Origin of the sequence: Hymenobacter gelipurpurascens (genome assembly GCF_900187375.1) — a bacterium.
GTDB classification, from domain to species: Bacteria; Bacteroidota; Bacteroidia; order Cytophagales; family Hymenobacteraceae; genus Hymenobacter; species Hymenobacter gelipurpurascens.
This window is the reverse complement of the sequence record NZ_FYEW01000001.1, coordinates 356713-372235: the sequence shown is the minus strand read 5'-3', so window position 1 is coordinate 372235 and position 15523 is coordinate 356713. Positions and strand designations below refer to the sequence as shown.

General features: G+C 56.9%; 14 protein-coding genes and 2 tRNA genes. 8 read left to right on the top strand and 8 right to left on the bottom strand.

Features of this window, described 5'->3' with window-relative positions; genetic code table 11:
* Positions 1–29 precede the first annotated feature (29 nt).
* Positions 30–797, top strand: coding sequence for an MBL fold metallo-hydrolase (locus CFT68_RS01595; RefSeq protein ID WP_088841677.1), 768 nt, complete (start codon positions 30–32; stop codon positions 795–797).
* Between the two features lie 16 nt (positions 798–813).
* Here CFT68_RS01595 and CFT68_RS01590 read toward each other — a convergent pair whose 3' ends face one another.
* Positions 814–1278: a hypothetical protein gene (locus tag CFT68_RS01590; protein ID WP_088841676.1), complete on the bottom strand. Its 465-nt coding sequence runs from the start codon at positions 1276–1278 to the stop codon at positions 814–816.
* Between the two features lie 186 nt (positions 1279–1464).
* Between CFT68_RS01590 and CFT68_RS01585 the strand changes: the two genes are divergently transcribed.
* The gene (locus tag CFT68_RS01585) at positions 1465–3036 is read left to right on the top strand and encodes an NFACT RNA binding domain-containing protein (protein WP_088841675.1); all 1572 of its coding nucleotides are present in this window, start codon (positions 1465–1467) and stop codon (positions 3034–3036) included.
* A gap of 75 nt (positions 3037–3111) precedes the next feature.
* Here CFT68_RS01585 and CFT68_RS01580 read toward each other — a convergent pair.
* Positions 3112–3193, bottom strand: a tRNA-Leu gene (locus CFT68_RS01580).
* 294 nt (positions 3194–3487) lie between these two features.
* On the opposite strand from CFT68_RS01580, the gene CFT68_RS01575 reads away from it, so the two are divergent.
* A complete protein-coding gene (locus tag CFT68_RS01575; protein WP_088841674.1) occupies positions 3488–3952 on the top strand; it encodes a low affinity iron permease family protein in 465 nt (154 codons plus the stop codon).
* Positions 3953–4007: 55 nt separating this feature from the next.
* Here the strand turns inward: CFT68_RS01575 and CFT68_RS01570 are convergent, their stop codons facing one another.
* Positions 4008–4688 carry a Dps family protein gene (locus CFT68_RS01570; protein WP_088841673.1) on the bottom strand — a complete coding sequence of 227 codons (681 nt, stop codon included), beginning with the start codon at positions 4686–4688 and terminating at the stop codon, positions 4008–4010.
* Between the two features lie 265 nt (positions 4689–4953).
* On the opposite strand from CFT68_RS01570, the gene CFT68_RS01565 reads away from it, so the two are divergent.
* Both CFT68_RS01565 and CFT68_RS01560 read left to right on the top strand, forming a co-directional pair.
* Complete coding sequence (locus CFT68_RS01565) at positions 4954–5418, top strand: hypothetical protein (protein WP_088841672.1); 465 nt, start codon at positions 4954–4956, stop codon at positions 5416–5418.
* Positions 5419–5462: 44 nt separating this feature from the next.
* On the top strand, positions 5463–5984 hold the full coding sequence (locus CFT68_RS01560) for an MOSC domain-containing protein (RefSeq protein WP_088841671.1): 522 nt from the start codon (positions 5463–5465) through the stop codon (positions 5982–5984).
* Positions 5985–6008: 24 nt separating this feature from the next.
* On the opposite strand, the gene CFT68_RS01555 is transcribed toward CFT68_RS01560, so the two are convergent.
* Entirely contained in the window at positions 6009–6440 is a 432-nt protein-coding gene (locus CFT68_RS01555; RefSeq protein ID WP_088841670.1) for an OsmC family peroxiredoxin, read from the bottom strand.
* 480 nt (positions 6441–6920) lie between these two features.
* Here CFT68_RS01555 and CFT68_RS01550 point away from each other — a divergent pair, with 480 nt between their 5' ends.
* Complete coding sequence (locus tag CFT68_RS01550; RefSeq protein WP_141106397.1) at positions 6921–7109, top strand: hypothetical protein; 189 nt, start codon at positions 6921–6923, stop codon at positions 7107–7109.
* Positions 7110–7206: 97 nt separating this feature from the next.
* Here CFT68_RS01550 and CFT68_RS01545 read toward each other — a convergent pair whose 3' ends face one another.
* The 4 genes from CFT68_RS01545 to CFT68_RS01535 all read right to left on the bottom strand — a co-directional run bounded on the left by CFT68_RS01545 (position 7207) and on the right by CFT68_RS01535 (position 12539).
* Complete coding sequence (locus CFT68_RS01545; protein WP_088841668.1) at positions 7207–8004, bottom strand: DUF2490 domain-containing protein; 798 nt, start codon at positions 8002–8004, stop codon at positions 7207–7209.
* A 223-nt stretch (positions 8005–8227) separates the two neighbouring features.
* Positions 8228–9631: an RtcB family protein gene (locus CFT68_RS01540; protein ID WP_088841667.1), complete on the bottom strand. Its 1404-nt coding sequence runs from the start codon at positions 9629–9631 to the stop codon at positions 8228–8230.
* Between the two features lie 361 nt (positions 9632–9992).
* Positions 9993–10139: transfer RNA gene (locus CFT68_RS21740), tRNA-OTHER, on the bottom strand.
* Between the two features lie 831 nt (positions 10140–10970).
* Positions 10971–12539 carry a TROVE domain-containing protein gene (locus CFT68_RS01535; RefSeq protein ID WP_088841666.1) on the bottom strand — a complete coding sequence of 523 codons (1569 nt, stop codon included), beginning with the start codon at positions 12537–12539 and terminating at the stop codon, positions 10971–10973.
* 1080 nt (positions 12540–13619) lie between these two features.
* Between CFT68_RS01535 and CFT68_RS01530 the strand changes: the two genes are divergently transcribed.
* Both CFT68_RS01530 and CFT68_RS01525 read left to right on the top strand, forming a co-directional pair.
* Complete coding sequence (locus CFT68_RS01530) at positions 13620–14762, top strand: sensor histidine kinase (RefSeq protein WP_088841665.1); 1143 nt, start codon at positions 13620–13622, stop codon at positions 14760–14762.
* Positions 14740–15468, top strand: coding sequence for a LytR/AlgR family response regulator transcription factor (locus CFT68_RS01525; protein ID WP_088841664.1), 729 nt, complete (start codon positions 14740–14742; stop codon positions 15466–15468). The genes CFT68_RS01530 and CFT68_RS01525 overlap by 23 nt, the downstream gene beginning before the upstream one ends.
* Positions 15469–15523: the final 55 nt, after the last annotated feature.

Genomic DNA, 15523 nt, shown 5'->3' with positions numbered 1-15523 from the left:
TTCTCCCTTCTAGCTCCTAGCTCCTTTACATGGAAATAACTTTCCTTGGCACGGGCACGTCGCAGGGCGTGCCCGTCATTGGCTGTACATGCGCGGTTTGCCGCTCCGTAGACTATCGCGACAAGCGGCTGCGGGTATCGGTGCATTTGCAGGTGCAGGGTAAGAGCATCATCATCGACTCGGGCCCGGATTTCCGGCAGCAGGCCTTGCGGGAGCGGATTGACCACCTCGATGCGCTGGTGTTCACCCACGAGCACAAAGACCACACAGGTGGCCTAGATGACATCAGGGCTTACAATTTTCGGCAGCAGCAGGATATGCCGCTCTACGCCGAGCCGCGCGTGTTGGAGCAGCTCAAGCGGGAGTATGCCTACATATTTGCGGAGCACAAATACCCCGGCATTCCGCAGGTTCAGATGCACCCCATTCTGAGCGAAACCGACCGGTTTTGGGTAGAAGGCATCGAGTTTCAGCCCATTCGGGCACTGCACTATAAGCTGCCGGTGCTCGGGTTTAGGGTCGGGAACTTCACATACCTGACCGACGCAAACTATCTCTCGCCGGAGGCCTTGGAGCAAATGCGCGGCTCCGAGGTGATTGTCCTGAATGCGCTCCGCCACGAAAAGCACATTTCGCATTTCAACCTGCAGGAGGCCATAGCTATTCTGGAAGACCTAGCTCCTGGCCGCGCCTACCTCACCCATATCAGCCACCAGCTGGGGCGCCACCGCGAAACCGAAGCCGAGCTGTCCGACTTCATCCGACTGGCCTACGATGGCCTGCGGGTGAAGATGTAGTCGCTCCGTAGGCCACTTAGTTGGGCTTGGTCAGGCGGAATTTCAGAGCAAACTGTTGCTTGGTTGGATACTCATCCGACTTCAGCTTTTCATCCAGTTCCCATTGCACATACTGGAGCAGGTAGCGGCGCCCATTGGCCCGCACACTGAGTGTATCGCCCTGTATCAGCACTTTGCGCGGAGCCTCGGGAAGTAGCTGAATCTGGCCCTGGGCATCGGTAATGCGTAGCGTAGGCCAGGCTGCAGTACCCACAAAACACATCACGCCCGGCGGGCAGTAGGTGTAGGCCACCTCTTCTACCCGCACCGCTAGCTCGGGTTGGGCCGGTGCGGGTAAGTAAGCCTGTTGTTGGTAATACAGCGTGAACTCACTGTCGAAGGCTGCGGCAATATCAGCGGGCGGCAGATCTGGCCCGACTTCGAACTTCTGGCATCCGCCCAGGCCTAGGCCAGTAAGTAAAAGGAGTACAGCTATTTTCATGGGATACGCCAGTAGTGGGGCTCGGATACTCGGGTTCAAAGCGCCATTTGCTCGGAAGAGCATCATACCGGCGCAACAGGTTGCACACCGGCTGGTAAATTTAGCCAAGGCAATACGAGACTCCGATAGGGCCATTTACTTGTTACGTACGGAAGCTTATCGGCACTATTCACCATCATTTTCTACATGCATACCAATTACTACTTTCTGCGTCAGCTCGCCCCAGCCCTCACCCGCCAGCTAGCGGGTTACCGCGTGGTTACATGCTTTTCGCAGGAGAAGGATGAGTTGGTGATTGGCCTAACGGATGGTGCGCAGGAATTCTGGCTGAAAGCCCACTTGGCCGCGGCTGGCCCCATGCTGGCCTTACCGGAATCGTTCCATCGGGCCCGCCAGAACTCCGTCGATCTGCTGCCGGAGCTGCTAGGCCAGGTAGTGGAATCCGTAGCCGCCTGGCCTCACGACCGGGTGTTGCAGTTTACTTTCCGGAGCGGTGCTACGCTGCTCTATAAGTTGTACAGTACGCGGCCCAATGCCGTTTTCAGAGCCAGTGCGGATGCCCCGGCGGAGCTGTTCCATCAGCGCTACACGGCCGATGCGGACCTGCAGCCTCCTCTCCCTGCCACAGAGCCAGCGGAGCTACCTGCTAATCCGCTCAAAGCCTACCCCAGCCTCGGCGACCTGGGCCTGGCCTACCTGCGTACGCAAGACTACGACACGGCACCGCTGGACGCAAAGTGGCAACTGGTACAGAAAGTGGTAGCTGAGCTAGAGCAGCCATCGGCCTTCTATATCATCCGGCTGGATGGGCGCACGCGCCTCAGCTTGCTCACCGCAGGCGAGGTAGAGCTCATGCTACCCGCTTCTGACCCCATTGGGGCACTGCGCCGCTTTGTACCGATGCTGCTCAACCGGCGAGCCTACGAAGCCGAGCTGCGGCAGGTGCGGCAGGCGCTGGAGAAGCGCGCCGACGAAGCCGCTACCATCGCCCAGCATGCCTGTAGGCGCCTGCACTCCCTGGAAAACACCGTGGGCTACCGCCAAACCGCCGACCTGATTATGGCCCACCTCAGCCAGATACCAGCCGGTGCGGCCCAGGTAGAAGTAGTAGATTTCTATCAGGATAATCAGCCGCGCATCATCAAACTGAAGCCGGCCGAAACTCCCCAGCGCACGGCCCAGAACCTGTACCGCAAAGCCAAAAACCAGCAGCTGGAAACCCGGGAGCTTAGTGCCCGCGCCGAGCGCCGCGAAACTGAAGCCCTATGGTGCCTGGAGCGGCTGGAGGAGCTGGAGGCCCTGCCCGCCGGCGAGCTTCGCACGCTCCGGCAGTGGCGCAAGCAACATGGCCTAGACCCTGCCGCCGTGGCTAAAGCCGTGCAGGAGCTGCCCTTTAAGGTGTTTGAGGATAGTGGCTTCACGATTCTGGTGGGGCGCAACGCGCAAAACAACGACCTCCTGACGCAGCGCTACGCTCACAAAGACGACCTATGGCTGCATGCCAAGGACGTTACGGGCTCACATGTGGTTATCCGGCACCGGGCCGGGCATTCCGTGCCAGAACCCGTGCTGGAACGGGCGGCACAGTTGGCCGCCTGGTACTCGCGCCGCAAAAACGATTCCCTCTGTCCGGTTACTTACACGCCCAAAAAGTTTGTGCGCAAACCCAAAGGCGCTATTGCCGGACAAGTAGTAGTGGAGCGCGAAAACGTATTGCTGGTGGTGCCCGCCAACCCGTTTGAGCGCAACGGCGGATAGGCCTAGGCCACGCTCAAACAGCTATGGCAAACAAAAAGCCCGCTCCGGATAACCGAAGCGGGCTTTTTGTCTGAGTGCGCGCGGGGAGATTCGAACTCCCACACCCGAAGGCACCACCCCCTCAAGATGGCGTGTCTACCAGTTTCACCACGTGCGCAGATAAAGGCAAGCACTCTAGAAAAAGGACGAAAACCGAGGCTTTCGGATTCGCTGAGGAGACGAATCGTGGACAAAAGTAGGTGCCTCCTAGGTTCGGTGCAAGCCCAAACGCGTATTTTTTCTAGCTTTAGCTTACTGGCCGCTGCCACGATTCGCGTTGAGCACTCAGTATCAGCAGCAAGCTGGTTCACATGCGCTTCATACAAGAGCAAATAAATTTACGTTTCCTCGTTGGCAATCATCTCTGCGGGGGCTTTTAGCTGAGCGTTTCATCTATTTACCCTTTACTGGTATGCCTTCCCCCGCTGTTAAGAAGTCTAATTTTTTCGGCCGCTTTGCTGGACGCGTTACGGCTTGGTCGGGCTCTACGCCGGCTTTTTCCATTGCTATGGGAATCGTGTTGGTGTGGGCTGCTACTGGGCCGTTGTTCCATTATTCTGAAACGTGGCAGCTGTTCATCAATACAGGAACTACCATCATCACTTTCCTGATGGTATTTCTTATTCAGCGGGCGCAGAACAAAGACTCCCTGGTGCTTCACCTGAAGCTAAATGAGCTGTTGGCGGCCCACAGAGGAGCCAGCAACCGCCTGATAAATGCTCAGGATTTCACAGAAGAGGAAATTGAGCTATTGCACCAGTACTTCTGCCGGCTGTCGGATATGGCTAAGCGGGACCATGATCTGGGCCGCACGCATTCCATAGAGGAAGCCGAAGAAAACCATCAGGAGAAAAAGCGGGTACGCTACAGGCGCTAATAAAAAAGGGGCTCTCCAATCTGGAGAGCCCCTTTTTTTCTGGTAGCTGGAGTGCTTACTCAGCGCGGGCCAGCGGCGTATCCACTACGTGCTCCGACATGAACCACACCTGCATCTCGTTGGTGCGCATCACATTGCTCACAATGAGGTCGTTGGTGCCATCATCGCCCGAATCGTCGGCCCGTTTGGCGTAGTCGTGGCAGTTTTTGAGGATAATCTGGTGCGCTTCCAGCAGGCGCGACACCTGTACGGGCGCCTCTTCCCGGTCGCGGGGCGGACGCGGAATGCTGGTTACCTCTGCAATGTCGGCGGCCATGGCTACGGCTACACCCCCCAAAATCTGAATGCGCTCGGCAATCATATCAATAAGGGCATCCTGCTCTTCGTAGTGCTTATCGTAGAGCAAGTGCAGCTGGTAAAAAGTAGGGCCTACTACCTGCCAATGGTGCTTTTTGTACATGTCGCGGATAGAGCAGGTATCGGCGAGCATCTGGTTGAGCATTTCCACGCTTTCCTGGCGCGTAGGAGCATCCAGCCCGATGGGCAGGCGCTGAGAAACAGTGCCATACTTCTGGAGCGGAGCTGGTGCATTAAACTGCTGATTCAGGACCGGCTGTACGCTGGGGCCTTTGGTTCCGTTAGAGGAAGCCTGGTTGTTTGCTTTGGGCGCTGCCGCTTTCTTAGGAGCCGCAGCTTTTGCCGCTACGGCCGTATTTTTGGTGGTGGTCTTAGCCATGATCGGAAAGGGAAGGTATACGTTCGGATATGCCACCGATATAAGTGGCAAGCTGCAAATTCATACGTAGCCTAAGCGCTCAGGTTAGCCTATTGCCCTATCTGGCCTTACTTTTATAGGCCAACGCGGTTATTTCCTGGCGAAGCGATACAGCGGAGCTACCGGGCGGCCCGACGATGTGGTAAGCCCGCAGACTCAATAAACCACCTACGGCAGTGGCCTAGGCCACTACCTACCAACTTTTACTGAGCTTTCAGGCAGCCTCATGAACGAAGCGCATTTGCACTTACTCCTCAACCACACCCCTATTCTGGGGTGCTTATTTGGTTTGATTGTGTTAGGAATAGGGCTTGGTAAATCCAACACTGCCGTCGTCCGGACAGGCCTAGTGGCTTTGCTGGTGGCGGCGGCGCTCTGCCTGCCTACGCAGCTTACTGGCGAAGGCGCCGAAGAAGTGCTGGCGGGAACTACCGGCATCTCGAAGGCGCTAGTGCACGCCCACGAAGAAGCTGCTGAGCTGGGTTTCTGGGCGCTGGAGCTCACGGGGGTATTGGCTATGTTGGCCCTGCTCCTGCCGCAACGAGAACGGCTGATGATCCGCCTTACCGTGGCCGGAGCCGTACTTAGTTTTGGCCTGCTGGCCCGCGCCGGAAATTTGGGTGGACAGATTAGCCATCCGGAGGCCCGCGCCGGCTATGTGGTACCGGCTGCCCGGCCGACTGAACGGTAGCCTGCGGGCGGCACTACACTTCTTACTGCTACACTCCTTTTTCTATGCCTTTCCCCTTTTTCGGCGACGACAAATCGACTATTGCCCAACTGCTCAACACGCTTCCACAAACTGGTCGGCTGGAGTGGATAGGCCTACGCCCGGCGCGCCGGGAAGCCATGCTCTCGGTGGAGGAAGCAACCGTAGAAACCGACCGTCATTTGGCCGGCGACCATGCCCGACCCAAGGCCGGCGGCAAACGCCAAATCACCCTGATTCAGCAGGAGCACCTGGCGGCGGTGTCAGGTTTCCTAGGCCTGTCCGAACCCGTTGCGCCGGGGCGGTTGCGCCGGAACCTGGCGGTGAGCGGCCTCAACCTGCTGGCCCTGAAAAACAAACGCATAGCCATTGGCCCCGAGGTGGTGCTGGAAATCTCGGGAGAGTGCCACCCATGCTCGCGCATGGAAGAAGAACTGGGCCCCGGTGGCTACAACGCCATGCGCGGCCACGGAGGACTCACGGCGCGCATTATTGCGGGCGGCCTCATCCGGGTGGGCGACGAAGTACGCGTGACAACGGCCGAATAGCGCGGCTCTAACACCCTTACTAGCCTAAGCCACTACCGAGGGTAGCAGTGTAGCCTCGCACCGGATGGCCGCATTCAGCAGCTTAGACACCGCGCAATTCTGCTGCGCATCGGCCACCAGTTCCTGAAAACGCTCCGGGGAAAGGCCGGGCACTAGTGCTTCCACCGTCAGGGCCGACTCGGTTACCATTCCTTCGCGCATGGCCACTTCGCAACGAGTGTTGATATGAGTGGCCGTGTAGCCGGCTACCTGCAGGTTGAAGGCTAGCTTCATGGACAAGCAGCCCGCGTGAGCAGCGGCAATCAGCTCTTCGGGGTTGGTACCTACTCCTTCGGCAAAGCGGGTTGTGTAGGAATAGGGCGTGTGCTGCAGCACGGCGCTACCGGTATCCAGCTGGCCTAGCCCGTCTGAACCCCGACCATACCAATGGGCCGTAGCATTGCGAAGTAGTGACATAGAATTACGCTAGTGAATAAATAATGAGAATGTATACGGGTTGCAAGGCATATGCTTAGGTGCAAGTATCGCAATAGCGTGCCGTAAAACCAACGGTAATATCCAGCGTCTTTCGTTTTGTACAAGTTCCTTCTAGAAGGCCCAGAAACTGCTCTGGGTGGACCACACACGCCCTGTGCACCTGATAAAACCAGCTTTTATTTGATATTTTTCTTATCGCATATCACTATTCGCATATCACTGCACATCAATTGATTATAAAGTTTAAGCTGACTTTTTCATGAATTTATTATACATTCTTAAAACCATATACTTTTCCCATTACGTAGGTAAGGCATAGTGTTTCCCGAAGCAAAGGAGCAAAGGAGCAAAACATGCTCAGTTGCCCGAAGAAGCTGCTCTCGCTCCCTCTTTTTTCCTGAGGCCTGCACCTAGCCCAGGTTCCAATTAGTGTTTATCACGCACGAACAACAGATTCGTATGGAACCGCAATTGCCCACTTCTTCCTCTCTGCCAGCTACTGCTCTGGCGTTGCTGCTACTCACTGGCGACCTGTTCGCACTACCCAGCTTCGCCTCTTTCTCTATTCTGAAACGCCAGCTGAAGCTAGCCCGCGCTGGCTCCGGCCACCTGGTCTCCAGCTTCCGCCACCGCCGCCACCGTCCGTAGCGCTTCACCTCATGCGGTGCCTTCTTTACCCAACGCGGGGTGCCTCCAGTCTGAAGCACCCCGCGTTGGGTTTTCACCAGGTTGGCCTAGCAGCCTGTTAGTCCTGCTGTGAGGGCAGGGTTTCCTGGGTATGATCGGCGGACTTGTGCGCCAGCCGGTAGGCCACTGCCAGTACAATATTATTCTTGGCGGAAGTGATCTGCGGGATAAACTGTCCCTGCTTCAGGGTGGGCAGGTTGTAGTTGATTTGATTTACCCACCCTGCCTGCACCGTCAGGTGCTTGTTGAACTGGTAGCCTAAGCCGGCATACAACCTGTTTCGCTCGAATACTGGCCCTTTCGGGTTGATAAATATCTCGTCGTAGGTTGATAGGAAGAGGGTTTTAGCGGTAATAGTTTTGGCGTTCAGGGGCAGGAACGCGTTCAACCGGTAGCGTAGCCGGTTTCGGAACGAGGTGCTGTCGCCGCGATACGAAAACCAGCGCTGCTCCACCCGATACCGGTGCTCAAACCGCACCGGCCCCACATACTGATTCATGACCAGCTGCTCCCACAAACGCATTTCCCGGTTCAGTGGTCCTTCCTTTAGGGCTTTATAATCGGAAGTAGAATAGCGGCCACCAGCCAGCGTTGCGGTAAAGTCCTTTACCACATCGTAGCTCAGGCCTGCCTTCAGCTCATGATAGAAATAGTGCCGAAAAATATCGTTGGTGCGCACCTGCACCTCCGCAAAGCCGCCCCATTTGTTTTCCGGTGTGCCCGGCAGCTGTACCGTCCCGATAAACCAGCTTCCCCAAGGCTGGGTAGGGTTTATTGGTGTCTGTGCCTGCGTGGTGAGGTGGCTGGCAACCAGCAGAAAACAGCTTAAGCCGGCGGTAAAGACCCTGTTTTTCATCAGATAGCGTGCGGTAAGCCAAGTATGTGCGCCGGCCCCACCGGCAGCAAAAGTAGCACAGATTGGCCGCAGCCAGTTATTTTCCGGAGGCCACCTCCTGAAGCCCACAAATATGTCTTTCTGCCAAACGTGCCTTGCAGCCCTCCTTCCCTTGCATTCCTTCTGCACGCAAAAAGGAGCCTGACGTTTTATCAGGCTCCTTTTTATTACACGAACAAGTGGCCTAGGAGGCCCCGTCCATGCGTACAATGCGGGGCGTGAAGGAGCCCAGCACATCTACCAGCTCCTGCTGGCTCTGCATCACGGCATGAATGTCCTTGTAGGCCTGGGGTGCCTCATCCACGCCGCCCCCAATCAGTTCGATGCCGTGCTGCTGCAGGTAGCGCCGCACTTCGGCCTCGCCCAGTTCTTGCTTGGCGCGGGTCCGGGACATGGCCCGGCCGGCCCCGTGCGAGGCCGAAGCCAACGAATCGGCATTGCCGCGGCCCCGCACAATAAAGCCGGGGGCCGTCATGGAACCGGGGATAATACCCAGCACGCCCGCGCCGGCCGGGGTGGCGCCTTTCCGGTGCACCACCACCTCGCGGCCATCGGCCAAACGTTCTTTCCATGCGAAGTTGTGGTGGTTTTCCACTTTCGCCAGGGGCCGCTCACCGAGGGCTTTGGCCAGGCGCTGATGAATCTGGTGGTGACACGCGGAGGCGTAGTCGCCAGCCAGGTTCATGGCCGCCCAGTATTGTTGGCCGGCTTCGCTTTCCAGGGAAAGCCAAGCAAGGTGCTGAGCTTCGGCGGGCAACTGGCACACGTCCTTGGCCAGCTTGGTGTAGTGGTTAGCCACGCTGGCGCCCAGCCCCCGGGAGCCGGAGTGTGAAAGCAGGCCTACATACTGGCCTAGGGGCACGCCCAGCTCATTAGCGGGGTCGATAATATCCACAATGCCCCATTCCACGAAGTGGTTGCCGGAGCCGGAAGTACCAATCTGCTCGGCGGCCGTAGCTTGTTTGTTGCGCAGAAAGCCGATGTCGCGGAATTCGTCGCGTTCGAGCACGGTATGGTCGAGCTTAGTACCTCGCTGGAAACCTTGGCGGTTGCCAAAACGGGTGTTATCGAGCAGGAGCTTGCGCATTTCCTGTACGCGCTGCTCCAGGTGCTTGGGCGGCAGTGCAAATATGGACAGCGCCATCCGGCAGCCAATGTCAACGCCTACTGCATAGGGAATCACGGCGTTATCAGTAGCCAGCACCCCGCCAATGGGCAGGCCATAGCCGTGGTGGGCATCGGGCATGAGGGCGCCGGCTACCGTGATGGGCAGCTTCATGGCCGTTTCCATCTGATGGATAGCCCCATGCTCAATGTACTCGGGACCGAAGACCGCGTAGGGCTTGCGCTCCGTGAGCTGGATGTGGCGACTGGGCGCGGGCAGCAAAGCGGCGGCCGTGTGGCTCCAGTCGAGGTCGGTTAAGAAGTTAGAAGGGCCCGCCAGCAACGTCTTCAGCAAGGTGAACTGGTCGGTTTGGGAGAGTCTTTTGAGGTGCTTGCGCTGCAGTTGAGCCAGCGCGAGCCCGATGGCACGTCCTTCGGGGAAGCCAAGCTGCCGAAGGTCGTTGCCGCGTAATTGAGAAGCCATAATTGGGGAATTGAAGCCAGCAGACAGGCCTATAGGTGCTGGCTGCCGATAAAGTGAATTGCCGGGCGCTATTTGCTGCGCCGGATAGTGGTGGAAGTAGGTTTTCGGGACATGCTAACGGATGCGTAATTACTGGCCTAGGCCAGCTGGTGAAGAAATAGTAGATAGTGTATGAAGCAGTTAATAGTGTAATACAGGCCGCATCCAGGAATCTGGAGGGGTGAAAAACGAACCGCCAGGAGGTTTTTCAGGCGAAGTAAGGCGGCTCTACGACACCTTCCGGACCCCACCGATATTTTACCTAACAAGGCAACAGGCGCGAAGCCCCCAAATGTGCTCTAACCAACTGAGCTACTGCCCATGCGGCAGGTGGGACTCGAACCCACGACCCCACCGTATCAGACGAAGTATGGCTTCGCTACGACACCCGTTAGGTAAAAACAGATAACTGTATGAGGCAACACACGCTAGGCCAGTCCTGCTCTACCAACTGAGCTACAGCTGCCGCCAGAGCAGCAGTCGGTGGGATTTGAACCCACGACCTGGGCATTAAAAGTGCGAAGTAAGGCCCAGCTACGGCACTCATACAGCTACATAAGTATCAGGGTAATAAGCGGCTGGTGCGTGACTATAGCGCGTCTACTATTTCGCCACCGATGGCTTAGGCCACCCGACAGGATTTAAACCTGCACGCCCACAACGGGCACTATACCGAAGTAGCACTGGCCTACGACACCTGCTTAAGGTAGAATGGTTAAAAGGATGCTATAGTAGTAATAATAAATGCCGGGGCAACAGGTGCAAGCGGTGGCCGAAGCCTTTCTGCTCTACCAACTGAGCTACAGGACAAGGTGGATGAAGAAAGCAGTCCTGATACGAATCGAACGTATGACCCGAAGTAACGCTACGCGACGGCACCCAGCAGGGTAATTTTTCCGGCTGAACTCACCGATTCAGGGCGACAGGCGGCAGGCGTGTCATCCGCAGCCAAGGCCACGGAAGGGGAATCGAACCCTAGCAAAACAGTTGTTTTGCTTCAACCAAGCGAAGTATCGCCCACCTACGGCACCTGAGATGGTGAGTCAGCCGGGGTTGGAACGGGGGCCGAAGCAACGAGGCTCCGGCTGTGTACCGTTCCGGCCGACGGCTGCCAGTATGGTCAGCCGCCTTCCCAATATCTAAACGAAAAGCTGTACATGGATATTGAGTGAATGATGGTAGAAATATGCGTTTGGATACTGCGGAGGTTGTTTTACCTATTCTTGGTTTCGGGCAGTAACCCGGAAGTGGCAGAAGCTTTTCTTGGTGTCTAGGCCACTTCCGGGGCCGCTTTAATAGGTTACACCTCTATTGCTTCGATGGCGGTGAGGGCTGAGCCCCCGCTTTCCAGGGCGGCCAACACGTCGAATATTTTATCCGACCAGCCTGCTATCAGGGCCACGCCGTGCTCGGGGTGTACCTGCAGCGGCGAGGTGCTGTGGCCGGCCAGGTCGAAGAGGTAGAGGCGGGCGTTGGGTGCCACCGTGCGGCGGTACTCAGCCCATTCCTTATCGATGCTGGTGCCATTGAAGTGGCTGTTCCAGAGCTGGCAGTCGGTGAATAGCATCACCTTATCTACCATCTCACGGCGGCGCCGCAGGTCCTCTATAACGAGGTAGCCGTTAGTGCTGTAGCCTACTTCGCCTTCGCGCTTGTAGAACTCTTCTACGTTGCGCAGCACCGGCCCGCGGGGCAGGTTCAGGCGCTTCCAGGTGTTGCCGAACATGCCCGCTACCACATTTTGGCATCGACTCTGCAGCAACATGCCCAGTACCAGGCCTACATCGTAGTGCAGCACTTTGCTGCGCGCCGAAATAGGATGCTGCATAGAGCCCGACACGTCGCAGGCTACCACCACGCGGGTTTCGGGGCCGAAACCGCGCAGGTTGGCCGCGCTGTAGCCAATGGCAGTTTCCAGAGCCGCCAGCACATCTACCACCGGGTTGGGGCGGAGGCTGAGCATACCCAGCAACGTAGGCACCACGCCCGTTTGCAGCGCTTTCACCTCGCGGTAAGCGGCCAAGAAGCGAAACGGCAGCTGCTTACTATGTGCCACAGCTCGCTCATCGGAGAGAGTAGCACAGGCCCGCGCCACCAGCTCCGGGGCTACTCCTGCTTCCAGGATGTTGCGCAGGTTCCGTAGCAAGGCCATGTAGCCCACTTTGCCGCTGCCAATCAGCTCCTCCCACTTCTGGCGGAAGGCCGCAGTGCGGGCCTCGGGCGTGGCATACTCTGCCTGCCCCAGCGCCGACAGTTCCGTTTCCCAAGTGTAGGGCGTGGGCAACGTACCGGACACCAATTGGTTGAACAGGGCTTGCTGGGCCTCATTCTGGGGCGTAGGGTGCACCAGAAACAGCGCGTCGCGGAGGCGCACGGCCCCGGCCCGGTCGTATTTGGCCAGTTGGTAGCCATCGAAGCGGTTGAAGCTCTGGGCCAGGCCTTTCTGCAGCTGCTTCGAGAGACGGTTGAGGGTTTTCGTCCCGCTCCGCTTGTTAGCCTGGGCGTAGTAGGCCAGTAGCTCCGTGATTTCATCGGCGCGCTGCACCACGCGGGCCACCAGGCGGCTCACGAGGTTGTCGCCGCGGTGCAGCTTGGCCAGTTCCACGCACAGCACCAGCGGCACGGAGCGCAGATGGAGCTGTTCGCGGGCATACACGGCCAGCCGGGCCACGAACAAGGCATCGTTTTTCGCTACCAGCTCGCGCAAGCGCGTCAGGCGGGCATCGGCTTTCTCATAGAACTGGTCCTGTAAAGCAGCCGTAGCTACAGCCGCATACAGTTCCAGAGCAGGCGTGAGCGTGTAAGCGGCCGCGCCTTCGTGGTTAATAGTATCGGGTTGAGGATTGCGAAGGGTAGAATTAAAGCGCATAATCAGTAAATAAAAAGCTAGAATTTTGTAGAAGGCTACTCTTCTTCTGTAGGCCAGTCGATGGCCGTTTCGTATTCAGAAAGGCGAAACAGATCGTACATGATTTCTGAGATTAGGCGTTATTTTTTAATTAATAATTTACCGTAAAGACACAGCAATTCCTGTCCGAATAAATTAATTATTTATTCGAATAACGGATATGAAAAAAGCCCGACTCATATGGAGAGCCGGGCTTTTTTCAAGGATACATCACTAGGTATTTACCTACGTGAATTGTCCAACGAAAAATCCCGGTCGCACCACTTCCCCTCGCGGCTAATGGGCCGTTTATCCTGGGGCTGGCATAAAGTGCAATTCAGATGTGACTGCATGACCGTGGGGATGGTGTGGGGTGAAAAAGAAGCGACCCGAACCTAGGAGGCTCGGGTCGCAGAAGTGTCAGAGGAGGCCTACTGCTACTTAGCTATACCGAACCACGCATGAAACCCACGGTTTCATATCGACTTGGCTGAAGGAATAATTCTGGTGGCGTAGCATGGCGTTTTGTTGTTTGGTGTGACAAATATGAAAGGAGTTTTCGAAGTCACCAAACTTTCGTTCAAAATATTTCAAATATTTTTTTTTAATTGAACGGCAATTAAAGACAACATCAATTACCAATCCTTCATTCAAACTCAATGAAAGCTTTTTTTACATGACTATTTAGATCGTTATTAAATAAATTTTTTACTACTCTTACACGTTTTCCTTTTTATCCCTTGTAACCGCGCACACAGAACAAGAACAATTTCCAGCCTATGGAACAGTCGTACCGCGCTGGTCGAGGGGTTTCGCGCGCTGGGGCCTGAAGGCGCTGTGTCATGTGGCCGAAACGACTGGCCTAGAGAACTACCACTCCTACTGCACGGGCAGAAAACAGCACATTGTCGAGGTTTTAGGCGGGTTAGTAGATGATAGTTTCCGAGGCCGGCTTGGGCCGGTAGGTTTGTGAACTGTTAGCCTGCGTAGCAGGCTTCACCATCTTTCTCTACCCAATACAGACCACCTTACTTTCAGCCCCGTATTGGTAGCACTTATACCATGATAACAAAGGAAAAAACTACCTGGCAACGTGTGTTGCGCGTGATTATTCACGTGGCTTGCTGGGTTGGCGTGGCGTGCATTCCGCGCCTGCTGTCTGACAACCCGCCGCCTTTTCAGTGGCATATGCTGGTTCATCCGGCGCTGCTGGCAGGCTTTTTCTACCTGAACTACTACGTCCTGATTCCGCGCTTTTTCGCCAAAAAGCAGTTTCTGGCCTATTTTGGAGTGGTGTTGGTGCTGCTAGGCCTGTTCTACGCGCCGTTCATCTTGCGCGAAACCGGCATCAAGAAGCGGCCACCACGGCCGCCAGACGCAGAAGGCCGTATGCCCCCTTCTGCGTCTGGCCAAACCGCCCCCGGGCAGTGGCACACCAGCCGGGGTGGCACGTCGGGTTTCCCGAATATGCCGCCGCGGTCCAGACCACCGCAGGGCCTCTGGATGATCGGGATTCTGGTCTGGATTATCAGCAGTGGCCTACGCATTACCAATGAGTGGTTTGAAACGGAGCGCGCCCGGCGGGAACTACAAAACAACCACCTCACGGCCGAGCTGGCGTTTCTGAAGTCGCAGGTGAGCCCGCACTTCCTGTTCAATACGCTCAACAACATCTACTCCCTGGCCCAGATGAAAGCCGATGAGGCCCCCGAAGCCATTCTGCAGCTCTCGCACCTGATGCGCTATATGCTTTATGAGTCGGAGGCGGCGCGGGTACCGCTGGAGCGGGAGGTGGCCTATATCCGCAACTACATGGATCTGCAGCGCCTGCGCCTCGACCCGGAGCAGGCCGAAATCAGCTTTACGGTGGCCGGAAACCTTGGCGGCTGTCTGATTGAGCCGATGCTCCTGATTCCGTTCGTGGAGAATGCCTTCAAGCACGGCATTAGCTCCCAGCATCCTTCACGCATTGCGGTGGAACTGGCCGTAGATGGCACTCAGCTGCACTTTGCGGTGCGCAACACGCGCTTCCCGAATACAGCCGCCGACCACGACCCCAACTCGGGCATCGGGCTGCCCAACGTACAGCAGCGCCTGGCCCTGCTCTACCCCGACCGTTACCAGCTCCAATTAGATCAAACGCCCACCGAATACTGCGTGGATTTAACCCTCACGATGGCCTATGCTCCGTTGCCTGTTAGTTGATGATGAACCCCTGGCGCTGCGCCTGCTGACGAGCTACGTAGAGCGCGTGCCCTTTCTGGAGCTGGTGGGCACCTGCCGCAGCGCCCTCGAAGCCATGACGGTGCTGCAGCGCGAGCAAGTGGACGTAATGTTTCTGGATATCCAAATGCCCGACCTCACGGGCGTGGAGTTCGTGCGGACGCTGCGCCCCGAGGCTCTCGTGATTTTCACGACGGCCTACGAGGCCTACGCGCTGGAAGGCTTCAACCTCAATGCCGTGGATTACCTGGTGAAGCCCATTGCTTTCGACCGGTTTGTGCAAGCGGCCCAAAGAGCCCAGGACCGGCTCTCGCCCAAACCTACCGAGGCAGCCGCCCCTGCCCCACCCGCCCCACCCGCTTCCGCCGACGATTTCATCTTTGTAAAAGCCGATTACCACACCCAGCGCATCAACCTGCGCGATATCCGGTATCTGGAAGGCCTTAAGGATTACATCAAGATCTTCACGGGGGGCAAGCCAGTGCTCACGCTCAACTCGCTCAAGGCCTTTGAGGACCGCCTGCCTTCCCAGGATTTCGTGCGCGTGCACCGTTCCTATATAGTGGCCCTGAGCTGGATTGACTCTATCCGCAAAAACCGCATCTACCTCGGCGACGCCATCATCCCCGTCGGCGACTCCTACTCCGATGCCTTTCACAAGCTGATTGAAGAAAGGAATATGCATTAGTGGTGAAGGGGCGAGTTTGCCGTTCCAGTAACCTACACGGCGTTGTCATTGCGAG